An 18,534-nucleotide genomic window follows, 5' to 3' on the forward strand; every position below is an offset into this window, starting at 1 on the left:
AGAACGCGGTGACCTGCTACGCGGCCGCTGAGTTTGATGCGCGAGTGGCAGGTCCCGTGGAGTTACGTTTACAAAGTACGAACGCCAACAAGATTTGGCTGAACGGCGAATTGCTATCGGCCAACAAGGTTTACCATGCCGGCTCACAGATGGATCAATACATCGGCCGGGGCAAGCTCAAAGCAGGCCGCAATGTTATTCTTGTGAAGGTCTGCCAGAACCAGCAAAAAGAAAGCTGGGCCCAGGACTGGGATTTCCAATTGCGTGTGTGCGACGCATCCGGCACCGCCATTCTGTCGCGCGATCGTGTGGCTCGTGCCACGAATCTGCCGGCGCGTTAATCAGAATTGCGTCGGGCCAGGATGCTCGAGACGTTCCCGAACAACTCGCGACGAAATCATTAAGGGATTATTTCATGCGACTTGCCCTATTGCGACTCCTGCTATTGGCAATCGGATTCGCAACGCTTTCCGGGGCTGATTGGTTGCATTTCCGCGGATCGGACAATCAAGCCATTTCCACGAGCGACCAGGCCCCCCTGGCGCTGGCCAAGGACGAAACAGGGTCGGAACAAAACGTCGCCTGGAAAACTGCGCTACCGGGCCGTGGCGTGTCGAGTCCGATCCTTGTGGCTGGAAAACTGATCGCGACATCGTCGAGTGGGTTTAATCAGGACCGTTTGCACATCGTCTCAATCGATGCCAAGACCGGTGCGCTCGACTGGGAGCGGCAATTCTGGGCCACCGGCCGTACGATGTGCCACCCCACCAGTTCGGTCGCTGCCAACACGCCTTCCAGCGACGGTAAGCGTATTTTCGCCATGTTCTCTTCCAACGACGTAGCCTGCTTGGATTTGGACGGAAATCTGCTTTGGTATCGAGGTTTGACACACGATTTTCCCACCGCGGTCAACGATGTCGGCATGTCGGCCTCGCCGCTGGTGCTGGGAGATACGGTGGTCGTGCAAGTCGAAAACAAGGGAGACTCGTTCGCGGCAGGACTCGATATAGAAACCGGAGAAACGCGCTGGAAAATTCCTCGCCCTGCGGAGATGAATTGGACATCGCCGGCCGTATTACGCGGCCCGACACGCGGGCAGGACCTCGTGCTGTTGCAATCCCCCACGCGTTTCACGGCTCATAATCCACACACGGGTGAGCAAGTATGGAGCTATGAAGTCGCCTGCTCGGCGATTCCCTCGCCGGTCGCCGACGGAGACACGATATACCTGGCTTCGGGTGGGCTGACGGCCTTGCGCTATCAACCGTCAGCCAACGCGGCCGAAGTTGTTTGGACCCAGAATACGCTCGCCCCGGGTAACCCCAGCCCCGTGGTCTACAAGGGCCGGGTCTATTCGATCAACAGCGCGGGCGTACTGCTGTGCGGCGATGCGGCCACAGGCGAAGTAAAGTGGAAGCTGCGGTTGAAGGGACAATTCTGGGCCACTCCGGTGGTAGCTGCGGAACATCTTTACATCTTCAATCAAGACGGCTTGGCCCAAGTGGTCCAGCTTGGCGACACTTCCGGCGAGATCGTGTCGCGCGGTGAATTTGGTGAGCCCATCTTCGGAACGCCGGTGATCGCCGACGGCGCAATCTACGTGCGCACTGACGGCCATCTGTGGAAAATCGCAGGACACTGAGCCGCCGCCGTGGATTCTCACTCCGAAACTTGCGTCGTCGAGCCGACAGGCCCTCTCGCCGCGATCATTCGTCCCCCGGGCTCGAAGAGCATTACCAACCGCGCGCTGGTCTGCGCGGCGCTGGCAGACGGTACGTCGACATTAACCGGCTGTCTCGACAGCGAAGACACCCAGGTCATGCTTGCCGCGCTGGCCCAGTTGGGGCTGATGATCGATCTCGACGCATTGCACGAATCGGTCACCATCGCAGGCTGCGGCGGCCGGATACCAGCAAGCAAGGCCGAGTTATATATCGCCAACAGTGGCACCACCGTACGCTTTCTCACCGCCATGCTCGCCTTGGGCCAAGGAACGTTTCGGCTCGATGGCACGCCGCGGATGCGCGAGCGGCCGATCGATGACCTGATTCGCGGGCTGGCCCAATTGGGTGCGAATGTGCAAAGTGAAACGGGCAATGGCTGCCCACCGGTCGTTGTCCATGCAACGGGCTTAGCGGGGGGACGGGCAGAGCTGCGCGGCAATGTCTCCAGCCAGTTTCTTAGCGGGCTGTTGATGGCCGCACCTTACGCGGCTACGCCTGTCGAGCTTGCGGTGATCGGCGAATTGGTCTCGCAGCCCTACGTACGCATGACGCTGGGTGTGATGGGTGCTTTTGGCGTGGCCGTCGATCCACCAGATCTTGCTCACTTTTCAATTCCGGTCTCGGCCGGTTATCGGGGCCGGAACTACGCCATCGAGCCCGACGCGTCGGCAGCTAGCTATTTTTGGGCCGCGCCCGCCATTGCCGGCGGAGAAGTGACGGTCAATGGTCTTTCACGAGCCAGCTTGCAAGGAGACGTCCAATTCGTCGACGTGCTGGCGCGGATGGGCTGCACGACGAAGGAATCGGCGCAAGGGATTACGGTCAGTGCGCCGGAGAAGCTCCGCGGTATCGACGTCGACATGAATGCGATAAGCGACACCGTTCAGACTCTTGCCGCGGTTGCTATCTTTGCCGAAGGCCCTACGACCATTACCGGCGTGGCGCATATCCGGCACAAGGAAACCGACCGCATCGCGGCACTGGCGACCGAGCTGCGCAAGTTCGGGGCCGAGATCGACGAGCGCCAGGACGGCTTGCGCATTTTTCCCAAGACCTTGCACGGCGCGACGATCGACACCTATGACGATCATCGCATGGCCATGAGTATGGCGCTGGTCGGTCTGCGCGTACCGGGCGTTGTGATCCGCAATCCGACCTGCACAGCGAAAACCTATCCCCGTTACTTCGACGATCTGGCTCAGCTGACTCGATCACGAGCCTGCTGATGGCTCACAGGCCTGCGGGTTGTTGTCGAGTATACTCGTGGGCCAAACAGGCCATTACGTATGTGCCACTGGCTGACAAGTTCTAGGCCAAATACTGCATCCTGCTAGGTTCCTCATGATCTGGTACGCGCTGACCATTTTTTGGAGTGCTTTTCTGCTGTTTCTAGTACAGCCCATCCTGGGCAAACAGATCCTGCCGTGGTTCGGCGGCACGCCGGCGGTTTGGACCACTTGCCTGCTGTTCTTTCAGATGCTGCTATTGGGTGGCTACATTTACGCCCACGGGTTGAATGCCTGGCTGGCACCGCGGGCGCAAGCACTCGTGCATGGCGCGCTGTTGGCTGGTTCGTTATGGTTCTTGCCGATCGTGGCTGATCCGTCGTATCGCTCGGTTGTCGAAGCATCACCCACCTGGCAGATTCTAACGCTGCTCGTGTTTACGATCGGCGCGCCCTATTTCTTGATCTCGGCGACCGGCCCTCTTTTGCAAGCCTGGTTTGCACGAACGCACGCTGGTTCTCCCTATCGATTGTACGCGCTGTCGAACGTCGGCTCATTGCTGGCGCTGTTGAGTTACCCCTTTCTCGTCGAGCCAAATTTGCATCTCAGGTCCCAGACACACGGCTGGTCATGGGGGTACGTTGGATTTGCGGTCGCCTGTCTCCTGTGCGCGGCGCAGGTCGTGTTCAGCAGCCGCCAACAAACGGGTGCCACGCCTGGGCCGGCAGACGCTGAACCCCGTGAATCGTCCGAGGGCCGTCCCCGCTGGACCACGATGACGCTGTGGTTGGGGCTGGCAGCCAGTGCTTCGGCCATGCTGATGGCTACAACGAATCAAATCTGCCAGGAAGTCGCCGTCGTTCCCTTTCTGTGGATATTGCCACTCACGTTGTACTTACTCACATTCATCATCTGTTTCGATAGCCCACGCTGGTATGATCGAAGAGTTTTTTTGTCGCTGCTTGTCGTCTCAGTAATTGGCGCCACGACAATGCTGTACATTGCCGTCGAGGCCCCCTTAACGCTGCAAATTGGCATTTTCAGCCTGGCGCTTTTTGCCTGCGCCATGGTCTGCCACGGTGAATTGGTGCGGGCCAGACCGCACGCGCAACATCTGACGCTGTTCTATTTGTGTGTGGCCAGTGGCGGAGCGTTGGGTGGCGTGCTTGTGGCGTTAGTGGCCCCAGCGATTTTCACGGGATTCTGGGAGTATCACCTGGCACTTGTGGCCTGCTGTGCCCTGGCGGTCGCGGCGCTTGTGCGCGATCCGCAGACCTCGCTACACCGTGGTCGCCCCACCTGGCTACTGGCTGTCCTTTTATTGGCATTTATGGCGTTGGGCTCGGTGCTAGTGATCCACATTACAAAGTTCCGCAGCGAAGTCGTCGCCGCCAGCCGCAACTTTTACGGCGTGTTGCGCGTTAAGGACACGCCCGACGAGACTCTCGGATGCACAGTGCGCAAGCTTATCCACGGAGGCATTTGGCACGGCATGCAATTGCTCGAGGGAGATAAACGCACCTGGACCACCAGCTACTACGCAACGGATTCTGGCATCGGGCTGGCGATCCTCGCGCACCCGCGACGGTCGGCGGAGAATCCCGAGCAGCAGGGACTGCGCGTCGGTGTGGTAGGGCTGGGCACGGGCACGATCGCGGCACTTGCCCAAACGGGGGACACATTCCGTTTCTACGACATCAATCCCGACGTGATCCGCATCGCGCAGGATTACTTCTATTACCTGGACGATACGCCGGCCGAGTGGAGTATCGTCGAAGGAGATGCAAGGCTCGAGTTGGAAAACGAGTTGGCCGTGGCGGGACCGCAGCAGTACGACATCCTGGTCATGGACGCGTTCAGCAGCGACGCAATTCCCATGCACTTACTGACGAAGGAATGCGTCGCCATGTATTGGCAGCATCTCAAGCCTGACGGCATTCTGGTCGTCAACATTTTGAACCGGAATGTCGATCTGACACCGGTTATTCGGGCGATGGCGGAAGGATCTGGCAAAGAGGCGCGGAGGTGTGTCTCGGACGAAGATTGGGAACGTGGAGTATTCGGAGCCGACTGGGCATTTGTTACCAGCAATCAGGAGTTTCTCAAATCGGCAGACGTGGCTCCGTACCTAAGTCCGCTAAACGAAAATGTCGAACCGGTAGTATGGACCGACGACTACGGCAGCCTGTGGCAGGTGTTGAGCAAGTACGAGTGGCCACCAATGCCAGACTGGTTCCCACGTTGGCTGCCGGGCAGGTCAAACGTAGCGCCGGAATGACGACGACGCGCTGTTGCTACTTGTAACAACTCGCGCTAATTACCAGCGAAGGGATCGTCAACGACAACACCGCCCCCATCACGGGTGCCTGGTTGCACCTGTGTGCCAATATGCTGTCTAAAGCAAAGATGTGAGAGAGCGCGTGTCGAAGCGCGTCGTGCGATTACGTGCAGCCAGGGGCCCTACGCACCGTCGATTGCAACAACTCTTCCGCGCGATCGAGCAGACGGCTGGCGCGACTCGGAGCTCCTTCTGGGTCAGACGCCACTAACGCCCCGCCGCAATGCTGACAAACCAGCCGCTTGCCCAAGTACTCGACGCGGACGTGTAGCGTTCGACCACACGTCGGGCATTCCTGCACGAAATACGTCGTCTTCGCCATGGCGGTATCTCCTTCTACCGTTTGGCCGCCGAACTTTGGACCCCGATATCGTACCCGACAAAATCGCGCATTCAACATAAAACAGGCTTGCTTTACCGCCATGAGATGAGATTCGTAAGCTGCTACCACGGCTTGCGAGGGCCAGGCGAACTAGGTAGCTAAAGGGACCTTTAGCTTGCCAACCAGGTTCGCGCGGATGGGCCGGCGGTGCTGAGAACCGGGCCAGTTCACCGCGCAACAAGGGATGAGGATTCTGTTAAACCAGGCGAACATGCGAAACCTGGTTAGCCAGCAGCCATTCCAGCCAGCTCTCCTGCTCCTCAGAGAGCTCGACCTCGGTCCGATTCTGACTGTCTAGCGGCGAGACCAGCAAGATGGCCCCATCGTCGTACCATTCCCGTGCCTGCGCGAGATCGATCCAATACTCCCCTGCCGCAGTCGGGGGATGCCCCGTTTCTTCGGGAATGGCAATGAAATAGGCGATCTCGTGGCGGAAACGGTCAGACATCCCAAAGGGTGCCAGCTCGGACCGATCTATCGCGTGAACCAAAACGCCCATGGGACTGAACATTGCTCCGAACGGGGGGACTGCAAGCAAAGGCCGTACTGCACCAGGCCCCGTTTTCACTGCGTAACGCGGCTGAATTTAGCACGCAAATCAAGGAATAGGAAGCAGAAGCGTCGATCTACATAGTAGCGGCGTGCCGCGCCTAGCCGCTTGACAAGCTATGGTTTCGATGGGGCCGGTCCCGTTTCAAAGCGGGGCTAGGTCCGTCGCCAATCGTCGCAGCGCCCGACAGGTGGTACCGCCATGCATCGATCAGCCAGAATCCTTCCGATTGCCGCTTCCTTCTGCGCCGTGTCGTTGCTGTTGGTCACAGTCTCGACGGCCGCCGACAAGCTGCCCATGCCCGGCGTCGACGAAATCGAATCGCTGACCGAAAACTACTTTGCCAGCCAGCCAAACTTCAGACCGGGAGAGATCATCTCGCGGTCGCAGGTGCGCGGGCTTTTCGAGGAGCTCTGGCGCCGAGGCTGGAAGGTACCGCGGCAGGACGAGTTGCTCCGCCGCGTGCCCGACGATAGCGAACTGCTGGTACGTGAGCTGCGCACGAAAGACGGACGCAAATTCTCCCAGCAAATTGCTCGCTATCCCTTGTCGTTCGACAAGCTTGACCGCATGTCGCGTATGCCGACGGGCAAGAGCATCCTGCATCGCCTGGTGCGCGGCCCAGACGGCTACAAGCTCTTGCAATACATGGCGGAAGCACCCGGTGGCAATGAGTTAGGAAAGATGCTAGGTGGCACACCAACGGGGCGCGATTTCAACAAGCCCACGGGCCGGATCTATACCGTGTCGAACTTGCTCCCCGAGTTGCGGACTCGTCACGAAGAGAGCATCATGGCGATACGTCGATCGCAGGCCAAGGTCTGGGGCTTGAAGACCCCCAGACAATAGCGCCATCCATTAGCAAGTGCTCAACGGATTTTCGTGACGCCTTCGATCAATACCGTGCGCACCGGCAATTTTACAAATTCGCGCACGTCGCGCGTCTGAACCTTGGCAATGCGGTCCACGACGTCCAGTCCCTCGACAACTTCCCCAAACACGCAATAGCCGCACTGTTCGGGCGAATCACCGCGACGATCCAAGTCTGGATTGTCCGCCACGTTGATGAAGAACTGGCCAGTCCCGCTTTCCAGCGAGTCCGCCGGACGTGCCATCGCGATTGTTCCGCGGCGGTTCGATAGGCCGTTGCTCGCTTCGTTGGGGATGCTGTAGCGGCTTTTGCGCTCGGCCAGGTCTCCTTGAAATCCACCGCCGAGTATCACATAGCCGGCTTCCACCTGATGAAAGATGGTTTTGTCATAAAATCCACTATCGACCTGCGTCAGAAAGTTGTCGACCGTCAGGGGGGCTTTAACGGCATCAAGCCGAAGTTTGATCATTCCCTCTGAAGTGCGTAGCAGCACGGTCGGATTTAGGTCCGTTCGCAGCGCCGCGCCAACAGGCGGTCGATCGGCGATCTTTCCCTCAACAGCAATGGAAGCCTCTGGCGGCACCGTCTGCTCCGCCCGGGAGCACCCCATGATGAGCGCCAAGACGAAACAAGGGGGCAGGGTAAAGCGACGGGTCATCAGGACACCTTTTCAACGGGTACGCGGAAGTAGACCCGAGTCACGGGAGTTCCACTCGGAGCCTCGGCTGCACTGTCCCCGTGGCACGGTGGACGCCGATCGCCAGTCCAGATGACGCTCCGGCGGGCGGGTATCATGCTTCCATGACCAGTTTTTCGCAATGCCGCTTCCTGTCGGATGGGATCGCGCAACTCCCTGGCCCGCCATGAAACGGACGTGGCCCGAGGAGGAAAGTTCGGAAAGTCCGGCAAACCGTGAGACTGGAACAGTTTTTGTGCCTTTTTTGTTACAATGGCACCCTGGAGTGCCGCGGGGGGGCCAACGGTAAAGCAGTGAGGTAGCAGGGTCGTGTTCACTCGCGGATATAGCGTGGCGATCGTACTTTTCTGGCTGGCCACGACTGGGTGGCTCGTAAAAGAGAAGATTTTGCCACCGCTTTTGGTGGGCGATCCGCCCAGTTACCGAACCATCCTTGATGTCAATTCGACCGCTAATGCGCCTGTTGGCTGGGACATCCTGTTGAACGGTAAGAGGCTCGGTGGCGCGATATCGCGTACGGCCCGGCTCGACGACGGCATCAACCAACTTTACTGTCGGGTCACGCTGCGCGAGCTGCCGTTGGCGGAATTGACGCCGGCCTGGATCGGTGCCTTCATGAAGGTGCTGGACTCCAAAAATACAAATGGAGTGGCCGATATTGGCGTCGACTCCGAAGCAACAATCGACATCGATCCTCTCAATCGACCGATCAATTTTTTGTCGACAACCAGGATTGGTCCGCCCGAGGGCGACGCCGGTCGCCGCTCCTTATTGGCCGGCATGGATTTGACTGTCGTCATGCGTGGCAAGATGGTGGGCGACGCAATGCACATCCTCATGCATTCTGGCGAGATCGAGTATCACACGCAAATTGCCATTCCTCCCGACGCCCTGATCGGTGACATCCTGTCACCGCAAACGCGGTTGCCCGGTCTGCGCGTGGGACAGCATTGGACAGTGCCGGTTTACAGCCCCTTTCGTCCCCCGAATTCGCCGATTGAACTGCTGCATGCGGTTGTCGAGCGCAAGGATCCCATCCTCTGGCATGATCGAATTGTTCCAGCCTTGCTGGTGGTCTATCGTAGCGATCCCGGCCTGAGCTTAACCAGCGATCAGTCGGCGCGCGCTCAGATGTGGGTTGACTACCAGGGGGACGTGATCAAGCAGGAAGTCGTGCTATTGTCGTCGCGTCTTACGTTCGTGCGTACTGACCCGGACGAACCCTCTACGGGCGAAATGCCAGATACGACTCGGCCCTTGCGTGCCCCTCCTGTCGACCTGGAGAACGTCACGGCGCCGAACCACCAGACGGAGTCCGTAGATTCTCCATGATCGAATTTCGCAACGTCAGCCGGAATTACGGTCGCAAGATTGCCGTGGCCAACCTGGAGCTGGTCGTGCCGGCCGGCGAGATATTTGCCTTTCTCGGCCCCAACGGCGCCGGCAAAACGACCTCGATCAAGATGCTGGTCGGGCTACTCCGTCCGTCCGTCGGCGAAGTACGCGTCTGCGGATTTGACGTCGTCACCGAGTGTCGGCAAGCCAACAGTCGCGTAGGTTTCATTCCTGATGAACCCTATCTGTATGACAAGCTGACGGGCCGTGAGTTTTTGAATTTCATCGCTGGCATGTACGGCTTGGACGGTCGGACCGGCAACGAGCGCATGGCGCGCGAAATAGCCCGGTTCGAGCTCGATGATTTCGTCGATGACCTCTGCGAAAGCTACTCGCACGGCATGAAGCAGCGAGTCGCGTTGGCCGCCGCATTGCTGCACGACCCGGACGTCCTGGTCTTGGATGAACCGACGGTTGGGCTCGACCCGCGCACGATTCGACTAGTAAAAGACCTGCTGCGGGCACGCGCCGCGGCAGGAACGACCATCTTCATGTCCACACACTCGCTGTCCTTGGCCGAAGAACTGGCTGACCGTGTCGGCATCGTCGATCGCGGGCGATTGAAATGTGTTGGCACCTTGGATGAATTGCAGTCACAGTCGGACGCCGGCCGATTAACGCTGGAACAATTGTTCCTGAAGCTTACCGCCGCCGATACACCAGCACGAATACCCTTGTCGACCGGCTCCGGCGAGGACCGCCCATGAGTCACGTGCCAAGCGACGGCTGGAATCCGCCGACCGTGCCTCGGAACGTTGTCACCGGAGTGCGTCCGAAAATGCCCGATCTCCGCACCGAGGCGGCGATCTTCTGGCAACTTCGGCGGAGTCTGCTCGGTAATATTTTGCGGCAGGCGGTGGCCGTGTCGCGGTTGCGCGTTTCGCTGGCCGCATTTCTCACGGCTTTTCTATGGGCCGGACTGTTTGTACTGTTCGTGCTCAGTTTCCGCTTTCTTGACGACGCCATTCCCGAGTCCGGCACACATGATGAAACAGTGCGGGCCGTCTACAGCGTCTTTTTTGCGTCGCTGACGGTCATGCTCGTAATCTCGACGGGCATCATCATGTACAGCGGCCTGTACCGTTCCGAAGAAACGGCGTTTTTGCTGACCACATCCGCGCGCGCCGAGCGCGTTTTCCTGCACAAGTTCACGCAGGGCATGTTGTTTAGCAGCTGGGGATTTCTGCTACTGGGCAGCCCCATGCTGGTCGCCTACGGCGTCGTAGTCGGTGCCCCCTGGTTCTACTACGCGTTGCTGCTCCCGTTTATGGCAGCCTTTGTGTGGATTCCCGGCAGTCTTGGTGCGATCGTGTGCATGCTGGTTGTCCGCTTTGCGCCGACGAATCGCATGCATGTGCTGATCATCGCCACAGTGGCCGCCGCCTCCACTGCCGTCACACTCATTTGGTCCCTGGCTAGCGCGCAAAACAGCGAGTTACTAACGCCGGACTGGTTCCTCGAAATGCTGGCTCGGCTGCGCACCACGGAAAACCGTTTGCTACCCAGTTGGTGGCTTAGCTCGGGCCTGCTCGAAGCTGCCCGCAGTGGTTGGTACGAGGAATCGCACAAGGCAGCCCTTGCCGAGAGTGTTATGTTTCTGGCGGTCACGATCTCGAACGCGCTATTGCTCCATTTACTGGCTGTCCGCACCGCGGGTTGGACTTATCGATCGGGCTATAGCGTGCTGTGGGGCGAGCATTCGGTTCGTCGCAAGCTAAAGCTGGCCTGGATCGATCGCATTGCCGACACCCTATTGTGGCCGCTAGGCTTCAAACTACGACTGCTCGTCATCAAAGATCTCCGGCTCTTCCGCCGCGATCCCGTGCAGTGGTCGCAGTTTCTCATCTTCTTCGGTTTGCTGGCACTCTACTTTTTGAACACACGGCGCCTCAGTTATGACGTCAACTACGTCGCCTGGGTGAACATGATTAGCTTTCTTAACCTGGCGGTCGTGGGACTGATCCTATCGACCTTCACCACGCGATTTATTTTTCCCATGATTAGCCTAGAGGGACGTCGATTCTGGATCCTGGGGCGTCTACCGGTGCGCCGCGATACCATCCTGTGGAGTAAGTATCTATTCGCCGCCTTCGGCTCCCTCATCCCTTGCATGACGTTGATTGTGCTCAGCGACCTGATGCTAGGGGTTTCGCAACTCGTAATCTGGGTCCACATGCTGGCCTGCGTCCTGCTTTGCTCCGGCCTGGCAGGCATTGCCGTGGGCTTGGGCGCCCGGATGCCTAACCTGCGCGAGGACTCGCCCGCTCGCATCGCGGCCGGATTTGGAGGCACGTTGAACCTTGTGCTCAGCGCGGCTTACATCGTGACCCTGGTACTGATCACGACGGTGCCCTGCCATTTTTATCTTTTGTCAATGCAGGGGGGCCACCATACGCTGGTACTCGATCCTCAGCGACAATGGCGTTGGTTAATCGCGGGGATATTTACCGGTTGTTTGTTAGGAGTCATTGTCACGGCCGCGCCGCTGGCAATTGGCATTCGCGCCTTCCGGCGATTGGAAACGTGAGCAAAAGGTAATGGTCCCGGGCAGCCGCTACTCACGTTCGACTACTGACTACCGACTACTTACTTCCTATAATGCTCCAGCCCTCGTGCAGGAATGTGTTCGTTAGGACGCCCCTGCGGTCGGTGCTCGGAACATGCACGCTGCAGGAGAGAAGATGATGGACGCGGGAACGAAAATCCGCGTGGGTGCGGTCAGTTATCTGAATACGAAGCCGCTGGTTTATCGCTTCGAGGAGTTGGCCCCGCAGGCTCAGCTGGTATTCGACGTGCCCAGTCGACTGGCCGACGATCTAGCCGCCGGGCACCTCGACGTGGCACTCATTCCGTCGATCGAGTATTTTCGCGACCCTTCCTATGAAATCGTCTCGGATGCCTGCATCGCCTGCCGCGGACCGGTGCTGTCGGTGAAGATGTTCTCACGGGTGCCTATCTCACAGATTCGCACGTTGGCATTGGACGAGGGCTCGCGCACGAGCGCCGTGCTGGTGCAAATCCTGCTCTCCCGACGTTTTGGCGTGAGACCGCGCATCGAACCACTAGCCGTCAATCTCGGCCTGGCGGATACGCAAGCCGATGCCGTGCTGCTGATTGGTGACCGAGCCATCAATTCGCCCGGCGGACGCTTCGCCGCGGTGTGGGATGTGGGCGACGAATGGTGCCGCTGGACAGGATTGCCCTTCGTGTTCGCCATGTGGGTCGTGCGTTCCGGTCAAAAAGTCGGTGTCATCGAGCAGGCCCTCAGTGCGGCGCGCGACGCGGGGCTGGCCAACTTGGAACAAATAGCCGAGGCCGAGGCCCCCGTGCTAGGCCTGACCCGGCCCGAATGCTTGTCGTATCTACGCGATTGCCTGCACTTCGTGCTTGGGCCACGCGAGCATGAGGGATTAGCCCTGTATCAGAAGTATGCTGACGAGTTGCACGCCGAGACCAGCGCCGGTCAACAACAGGGCGAACACGTCAGCGCGAGCGCGCCATAATAAGTACCGATTGCACGTGCACAAAAGATCCCCGGATTTGAACGCAAGGATATCGACGTGGTAGCTTCGATTACCAAGTTGCTGGACAAGGCCGTGGCTGGGCAGCGCTTGAGTACTAACGAAGGGCTGCAACTTATCGAATCGCGCGATTTGACGGCGCTGGGCCGTGCCGCCGATGCCGTGACGCGGCGCCTGCATCCCGAGTCGTACCGCACGTATAACATCGATCGAAACATCAACTACACGAACGTCTGTTCGGCGGTATGTGATTTTTGCGCCTTCTATCGCAAGCCCAAGAGCCCTGAAGGATACGTGCTCGACCGGCACGAGATATTCACCAAGGTTCAGGAGACCGTCGACCTGGGGGGCGATCAGATCTTGATGCAGGGGGGCATGAATCCCGATCTGCCGATCGAGTGGTACGAAGAGTTGCTACGCGACATCAAATCCCGCTTCCCTCAGGTCAATCTGCACGCCTTCAGTCCACCCGAGATTCACGCCCTGACAAAAGTCGCTAAGCTTCCTTTGCGCACCGTGCTTGAACGATTGAAGGCCGCCGGCCTGGGAAGCCTGCCTGGCGGCGGGGCCGAGATCCTGGTCGACCGAGTGCGGCGCGAAATGACGCGCGGCAAGGTCCTGAGCGACGATTGGTTGGATGTGTGCCGCGTGTGGCATCAATTAGGCGGTCGCGGCTCGGCCACCATGATGTTCGGCCATATCGAAACCCTCGCGGAGCGGATTGAGCACCTGGAGCGGTTGCGTCAATTGCAGGACGAGACGGGCGGTTTTACCGCTTTTATCTGCTGGACCTTCCAGCCCGATCATACGGATCTGAGCCACGTCCCCCGCGCTGGCGCCTTCGAGTACCTGAAGACGCAGGCCGTGGCCAGGCTGTATCTCGACAACATTCCGAACATTCAGTCGAGTTGGGTGACGCAAGGGCTGAAAATCGGCCAATTGGCTCTTTGCTATGGTGCCAATGACATGGGAAGTCTCATGATCGAGGAAAATGTCGTTGCCTCGGCCGGCACAGTGCATTACTTGAGCCTGACTCAGATTCGTGATGCAATTAGTGAGCTTGGCTACCAGCCCCGCCAACGGAACGTGCGTTACGAGCTTATCGATGCTCCCACGAGCGGCCCGCTGCCCGTGCTGGCGTGAGCTAAGCTGTACTAGCCGTTTTTCTCCAGCCGCCAGGCCGGACAAGGCCGGCCTGCAAGCTGATATTGCCGTGACGCCGCATCCCGCCAGGGTTTGCGGCATTGCTGTGGAACCAGTCCCCGCTGGATCGGGGCGAAGGAACGAAACTGCCGTTACACCCTCATACGGCGGCCACCGGCCATGATCCACGTCGAGAATCTCACCAAGGAATATTCCGATCTGCGCCGTGGCAAGTTCGTCGCGCTGCGCGGGATCGGGTTCGAAGCGTTGGCCGGAGAAATCTTTGGCTTGCTCGGCCCTAACGGCGCCGGCAAAACCACGGCTTTGCGAATCATCGGCACCATGCTGCGACCGACCTCGGGCACGGTCAACGTCAATGGTTACGACGTCGTCACTCAACCCTCGGACGTCCGTCATCAAATTGGCTTCGTTTCAGCCAACACGGGCATGTACGACCGCATGACGGCCTGGGAAATGGTCGAGTACTTCGGCCGTCTGTACGGTATCGCCGAAGAAACGTTGCAGGCGCGCATGGAGCAACTCTTCGAGCGACTGAAGATGAACGACATCCGCGAATTGCTGGGGGCAAAGATGTCCACCGGCATGCGACAAAAGGTGTCGATCGCCCGCGCGCTCGTTCACGATCCCCCGGTACTGATCTTCGACGAAGCAACCAGCGGGCTCGATGTGCTCGTGGCACGTGCCCTGTTGGACACAATCGCCGAACTCCGCGTGCAAGGCAAGTGCGTGCTGTTTTCCACACATATAATGCGCGAGGCGGAAAAACTCTGCGACCGGGTCGCCATTGTCCACCGCGGGCATGTCCTGACGGCCGGCACGCTGGAAGCCGTGCGCGAGATTCACGAAGAGCACGATTTGGAAGAGCTGTTCTTCCGCCTGATCTCCACGCACGACTCGACCCATCCGCACCTGGTTGCCAAATAAACACTCAGCCGGGCCGCGCCCCATGAACTGGAAAAACGTCAAAGTCATATTTCTCCGCGAGGTGCGTGATCAGCTGCGCGACCGGCGCACGCTGTTCATGATCGCGGTGCTGCCGGTCGTGCTCTACCCGCTGTTGGGCATGAGCATGGTGCAGGTCACGCAGTTCGTACGCGAACAGACGACCAGAATCCTGGTGGTGGGCGCCTCGCGATTGCCGGAAACGCCGGCACTTTTTGAGGATGGGCATATCGCGGAACGTTGGTTCAAGGTGCCTGACAATTTTCAGGATAGCAGTCTCGACGCGACCGAACGTCGCAACGCTGTCCGCCCTGCGAATAGCCATGTCCTGGAAGTCGAGTTCCTGCCCGATGACCAAATCAGCGGCGACCATCGCGAACAGATCGCCGGTTGGCGCGAAGCCATCGAAGAGGGGACTTACGATGCGGTCTTGTACGTCCCTGAGCAATTCGCGCAACGCGTGGTTGAATTGCAGAATGCCATGAGCCGTGCCAGACCGGTCGATGTCGAGTCGATCGCCATCGTCCGCATACCGCCACCGGAAATCTACTACAGCACGGCCACGGAAAAATCGCAGGTCACGCAAGATCGGCTGGAACGTGTCTTGGTCCGCTGGGGGGTCGAAATCGGCCGCGAGAATCTCTCGGCAGGCCATCTGCCAGATAATGCGGCCATGCCCTTCATGCCCAAGGATAGCGATCTGGCGGATAAGGGGCATCGTGACGCCGCACTGTGGTCTAAGATTCTGCCGTTTTTGCTCCTCATTTGGGCATTGACCGGAGCGTTTTATCCGGCCGTCGATCTTTGCGCCGGTGAAAAGGAACGCGGCACGCTAGAAACGTTGCTCAGTAGCCCGGCCGAACGCATCGAGATCGTGTGGGGCAAGCTGCTGACGGTCATGCTCTTCAGCATGGTTACCGCCATGTTGAATCTGTTCAGCATGGGGATGACGGGAACTGCACTTTTGAGTCAGCTTCCGCGGTTTGGTCCGCCGCCACCGCTGGCCCCGCTTTGGCTGGCGATCGCCCTTGTGCCTGTCTCCGCTCTGTTCAGTGCATTGTGTATGGCACTGGCTTCGTTCGCCCGCAGCAGCAAGGAGGGGCAGTATTACCTGATGCCCTTGGTGCTGGTGACGTTGCCGCTGGTCGTGCTCCCCATGTCGCCAGGCGTGGAATTGAACCTGGGCAATAGCTTGATTCCCGTGACGGGCGTGGTGTTGTTGTTGCGCGCGATGCTGGAAGGTAACTACGCCCAAGCGCTCACCTATGGCCCTCCAGTGTTGATGGCGACGCTCGCCTGTTGTTTGCTGGCCATACGTTGGGCGGTGGATCAGTTCAACTCGGAATCCGTACTGTTCCGCGAGAGTGAGCGGCTCGACTTGCGATTGTGGCTCAGGCAATTACTGCGCGATCGCGAGGATACGCCGACCGTCGCTGGCGCCATATTCTGTGGCGTGTTGATTCTGATGGTCCACTTCTTCATGAGCTTTGCAGCGCCCGAGGTACATTCCTTTGGTGATTTGGCGCGGATCGCGCTCGTGACGCAACTGGTCGTGGTGGCCACGCCGGCACTACTAATGACGATCATGCTGGCCCGCAATGCGCGCCAGACATTGCTCCTGCGCTGGCCCGGCGCTACGGCAATACCAGCGGCAATCCTGTTGGCTGTGGCAGCCTTCCCTGCGGTCGGCTGGTTCAACCTGGTCGTGCAGCGGCTTTACCCGATAAATTCGCAATTGAAAGAAGCGCTCTCTGGCCTGTTCCAGGAGCCGCCCGAGTTTTGGAAGATGTTGATCGTGATTGCCATTGTCCCAGCCATATGCGAGGAGTTGGCATTCCGCGGTTTTATACTTTCCGGGCTGCGGCACATGGGCCACAAGTGGCGAGCCATCATTGTGGCCAGCCTATTTTTCGCCATCACTCACTCCATTTTCCAACAGTCGATCGGGGCCTTTGTGCTGGGGCTAATCATCGGCTACGTGGCCGTGCAGACTGGGAGCATTTTGCCCGGCATGCTCTTCCACATGACCCACAACAGTCTCGTCGTGGCGAGTATGTTCCTCACTGCGGAGGCGCTTGAGCGATACCCGCTGCTCTCGCATATCATTCGCAAGTCGCCGGACGGTGAGGGCTACCTCTGCAACGGACCAACAGTGGCAATCACGGGACTGATAGCCATCGGCCTATTGGTTTGGTTCCGACGTCTTCCCTACCCGAAATCGGCTGAAGAGCAATTGGAAGATGCCATCAAGCATCACGCCGGGCATGCGCCGTACGCCGGCAGCTGAAGCGTGATGGAATCCGATGGGAAACGTGGGCCGCATTAGCTTGGACGGCCGAACTCTCTGCTTACCGGCTTGTGGTCGATTCATTGGGCGAGGCCGCGCGCCATCGCAGGACGGCTTCGACCAGAATCACGAGTACAGCCACGACCATAAAGAGCGTGAAGAAGATGTTCAGGCTTCCTTGCACCAGCAGGCGCGTGTTGCTCTTCTCCCAGCCGTTCTCCAGCATCTTCTGGAAGGGTCCGGTGATCATCAGATAACCGGCAGTCATCGTCGAGGCCAGTACGAACATTAGCGGCAGAATCGTTAAAGGCGCATAACGACCCCGTCCGGCGTTGAACATCACCGTGGTCACAACGGTCAGCGCGATCACGGCCAACATTTGATTGGCGATACCGAACATCGGCCAGATCGTCTCGATCGATCCGGTCCAGATCAGCCCTCCCCAGGCCCCAGTGACCAGGGCCGTCGAAAGCACGGCGCCGGGCAGCCAATCGGTGCGGTCGAACGGCTTATAGATCTTGCCCAGAGCTTCTTGCAGCAAAAACCTCGCGATCCGCGTGCCGGTATCGATCGTGGTCAAGATAAACAGCGCTTCGAACATGATGGCGAAGTGATACCAATACTTGATGACTGCTTCGAGGTTCACGGCCCCTCCCGCCACGCGATGCATGGCCTCGGTAAAAATCTGCGACATACCCACCGCCAACGTTACGGCACCTCCGGTGCGGCCGCGCAGCGATTCGCCACCCACTTGCCGTTCGATCTCGGGCAGGTTGTCGGTCGACGCGCCCAACTCGGTCAACTTGTCTGCATACTGCTCGACTTTGGAGAGATCGATATTGATGGCCCAATAGTCCCCTTGCGGCAGCGACGCCGCGGCCAACAGCGCCACGATGCCGACCAGTCCTTCGATTAGCATGGCCCCGTAGCCGATCGTGCGAACCTGGCTCTCGCGGCCGATCATCTTGGGCGTTGTCCCCGACGAGACGAGCGCGTGAAAGCCCGAAATCGCTCCGCACATAATGCAGATAAAGCAAAACGGGAAGATCGGGCCGTTGAAGTACGGCCCGCCGCCCGAAGCAAACAGCGGGTTCACCGTGGGGGCCTGCAATTTGGGATTGGCCACCATCACCGCCGCGACCAAAAGAATCACGGTGCCGATCTTTAAAAAGCTCGACAAATAATCGCGCGGGCACAGCAGCAGCCACACCGGCAATACCGAAGCGACAAAACCGTAAACACAGATGGCCCAGATCGTCGCTTCGCGCGAGAGGGAAAAGTACGGTTCCAGTGCCGAGCCAGGGATCCAGTTGCCCGCCACGGTCGCGGCCAGCGTGGCGACGGCGCCGATCAACGACGCCTCGATGACCCGCCCTTTGCGGATCTTATACATATACAGACCGATCAACAGCGCAATTGGCACTGTACAGGCGATCG

At 59.0% G+C, this 18,534-nt stretch carries 16 protein-coding genes; 12 read left to right on the forward strand and 4 right to left on the reverse strand.

The annotated features are described in order from the left end of the window. The 4 genes from VGG64_21855 to VGG64_21870 all read left to right on the forward strand — a co-directional run. A partial coding sequence (locus tag VGG64_21855; GenBank protein HEY1602263.1) for a hypothetical protein occupies positions 1 to 341 on the forward strand: 341 nt, incomplete at its 5' end. 74 nt (positions 342 to 415) lie between these two features. Further along, on the forward strand, positions 416 to 1,642 hold the full coding sequence (locus tag VGG64_21860; GenBank protein HEY1602264.1) for a PQQ-binding-like beta-propeller repeat protein: 1,227 nt from the start codon (positions 416 to 418) through the stop codon (positions 1,640 to 1,642). Between the two features lie 9 nt (positions 1,643 to 1,651). Further along, positions 1,652 to 2,950: a 3-phosphoshikimate 1-carboxyvinyltransferase gene (gene aroA, locus VGG64_21865; GenBank protein HEY1602265.1), complete on the forward strand. Its 1,299-nt coding sequence runs from the start codon at positions 1,652 to 1,654 to the stop codon at positions 2,948 to 2,950. Positions 2,951 to 3,065: 115 nt separating this feature from the next. Next, positions 3,066 to 5,228 carry a fused MFS/spermidine synthase gene (locus VGG64_21870; protein HEY1602266.1) on the forward strand — a complete coding sequence of 721 codons (2,163 nt, stop codon included), beginning with the start codon at positions 3,066 to 3,068 and terminating at the stop codon, positions 5,226 to 5,228. Positions 5,229 to 5,391: 163 nt separating this feature from the next. On the opposite strand, the gene VGG64_21875 is transcribed toward VGG64_21870, so the two are convergent. Beyond that, positions 5,392 to 5,610 carry a hypothetical protein gene (locus VGG64_21875; protein ID HEY1602267.1) on the reverse strand — a complete coding sequence of 73 codons (219 nt, stop codon included), beginning with the start codon at positions 5,608 to 5,610 and terminating at the stop codon, positions 5,392 to 5,394. 256 nt (positions 5,611 to 5,866) lie between these two features. Beyond that, positions 5,867 to 6,118: a hypothetical protein gene (locus tag VGG64_21880; protein HEY1602268.1), complete on the reverse strand. Its 252-nt coding sequence runs from the start codon at positions 6,116 to 6,118 to the stop codon at positions 5,867 to 5,869. A gap of 303 nt (positions 6,119 to 6,421) precedes the next feature. Between VGG64_21880 and VGG64_21885 the strand changes: the two genes are divergently transcribed. After that, positions 6,422 to 7,069, forward strand: coding sequence for a hypothetical protein (locus tag VGG64_21885; protein ID HEY1602269.1), 648 nt, complete (start codon positions 6,422 to 6,424; stop codon positions 7,067 to 7,069). A gap of 20 nt (positions 7,070 to 7,089) precedes the next feature. Here VGG64_21885 and VGG64_21890 read toward each other — a convergent pair whose 3' ends face one another. Next, positions 7,090 to 7,749, reverse strand: a complete 660-nt coding sequence (locus VGG64_21890; protein HEY1602270.1) for a peptidylprolyl isomerase — start codon at positions 7,747 to 7,749, stop codon at positions 7,090 to 7,092. 348 nt (positions 7,750 to 8,097) lie between these two features. Here VGG64_21890 and VGG64_21895 point away from each other — a divergent pair, with 348 nt between their 5' ends. From VGG64_21895 to VGG64_21925, 7 genes are all read left to right on the forward strand, one after another. Further along, entirely contained in the window at positions 8,098 to 9,120 is a 1,023-nt protein-coding gene (locus VGG64_21895; GenBank protein ID HEY1602271.1) for a hypothetical protein, read from the forward strand. Beyond that, the gene (locus tag VGG64_21900; protein HEY1602272.1) at positions 9,117 to 9,890 is read left to right on the forward strand and encodes an ABC transporter ATP-binding protein; all 774 of its coding nucleotides are present in this window, start codon (positions 9,117 to 9,119) and stop codon (positions 9,888 to 9,890) included. The genes VGG64_21895 and VGG64_21900 overlap by 4 nt, the downstream gene beginning before the upstream one ends. After that, positions 9,887 to 11,710 carry a hypothetical protein gene (locus tag VGG64_21905; protein ID HEY1602273.1) on the forward strand — a complete coding sequence of 608 codons (1,824 nt, stop codon included), beginning with the start codon at positions 9,887 to 9,889 and terminating at the stop codon, positions 11,708 to 11,710. Before VGG64_21900 ends, VGG64_21905 begins: the two co-directional genes overlap by 4 nt. Before the next feature lie 157 nt (positions 11,711 to 11,867). Beyond that, positions 11,868 to 12,686, forward strand: coding sequence for a menaquinone biosynthesis protein (locus VGG64_21910; protein HEY1602274.1), 819 nt, complete (start codon positions 11,868 to 11,870; stop codon positions 12,684 to 12,686). A gap of 51 nt (positions 12,687 to 12,737) precedes the next feature. Continuing rightward, complete coding sequence (mqnC, locus tag VGG64_21915; GenBank protein HEY1602275.1) at positions 12,738 to 13,847, forward strand: cyclic dehypoxanthinyl futalosine synthase; 1,110 nt, start codon at positions 12,738 to 12,740, stop codon at positions 13,845 to 13,847. Between the two features lie 180 nt (positions 13,848 to 14,027). Beyond that, positions 14,028 to 14,792 carry an ATP-binding cassette domain-containing protein gene (locus tag VGG64_21920; GenBank protein ID HEY1602276.1) on the forward strand — a complete coding sequence of 255 codons (765 nt, stop codon included), beginning with the start codon at positions 14,028 to 14,030 and terminating at the stop codon, positions 14,790 to 14,792. 22 nt (positions 14,793 to 14,814) lie between these two features. Continuing rightward, on the forward strand, positions 14,815 to 17,097 hold the full coding sequence (locus tag VGG64_21925; GenBank protein ID HEY1602277.1) for an ABC transporter permease subunit/CPBP intramembrane protease: 2,283 nt from the start codon (positions 14,815 to 14,817) through the stop codon (positions 17,095 to 17,097). A 61-nt stretch (positions 17,098 to 17,158) separates the two neighbouring features. Here VGG64_21925 and VGG64_21930 read toward each other — a convergent pair. Then, positions 17,159 to 18,534 (reverse strand): carbon starvation CstA family protein (locus VGG64_21930; protein ID HEY1602278.1); only part of this gene is annotated, 1,376 nt, incomplete at its 5' end.

It is taken from the genome of Pirellulales bacterium, assembly GCA_036490175.1.
Taxonomy (GTDB): Bacteria; Planctomycetota; Planctomycetia; order Pirellulales; family JACPPG01; genus JACPPG01.

What these genes read in the sequence shown, in the direction of transcription:
- VGG64_21860 (HEY1602264.1), top strand. Translation starts at nt 416, where the DNA reads ATGCGACTTGCCCTATTGCGACTCCTGCTATTGGCAATCGGATTCGCA.
- VGG64_21870 (HEY1602266.1), top strand. Translation starts at nt 3,066, where the DNA reads ATGATCTGGTACGCGCTGACCATTTTTTGGAGTGCTTTTCTGCTGTTT.
- VGG64_21875 (HEY1602267.1), bottom strand. Translation starts at nt 5,610, where the DNA reads ATGGCGAAGACGACGTATTTCGTGCAGGAATGCCCGACGTGTGGTCGA.
- VGG64_21880 (HEY1602268.1), bottom strand. Translation starts at nt 6,118, where the DNA reads ATGTCTGACCGTTTCCGCCACGAGATCGCCTATTTCATTGCCATTCCC.
- VGG64_21885 (HEY1602269.1), top strand. Translation starts at nt 6,422, where the DNA reads ATGCATCGATCAGCCAGAATCCTTCCGATTGCCGCTTCCTTCTGCGCC.
- VGG64_21890 (HEY1602270.1), bottom strand. Translation starts at nt 7,749, where the DNA reads ATGACCCGTCGCTTTACCCTGCCCCCTTGTTTCGTCTTGGCGCTCATC.
- VGG64_21900 (HEY1602272.1), top strand. Translation starts at nt 9,117, where the DNA reads ATGATCGAATTTCGCAACGTCAGCCGGAATTACGGTCGCAAGATTGCC.
- VGG64_21905 (HEY1602273.1), top strand. Translation starts at nt 9,887, where the DNA reads ATGAGTCACGTGCCAAGCGACGGCTGGAATCCGCCGACCGTGCCTCGG.
- VGG64_21910 (HEY1602274.1), top strand. Translation starts at nt 11,868, where the DNA reads ATGGACGCGGGAACGAAAATCCGCGTGGGTGCGGTCAGTTATCTGAAT.
- VGG64_21920 (HEY1602276.1), top strand. Translation starts at nt 14,028, where the DNA reads ATGATCCACGTCGAGAATCTCACCAAGGAATATTCCGATCTGCGCCGT.
- VGG64_21925 (HEY1602277.1), top strand. Translation starts at nt 14,815, where the DNA reads ATGAACTGGAAAAACGTCAAAGTCATATTTCTCCGCGAGGTGCGTGAT.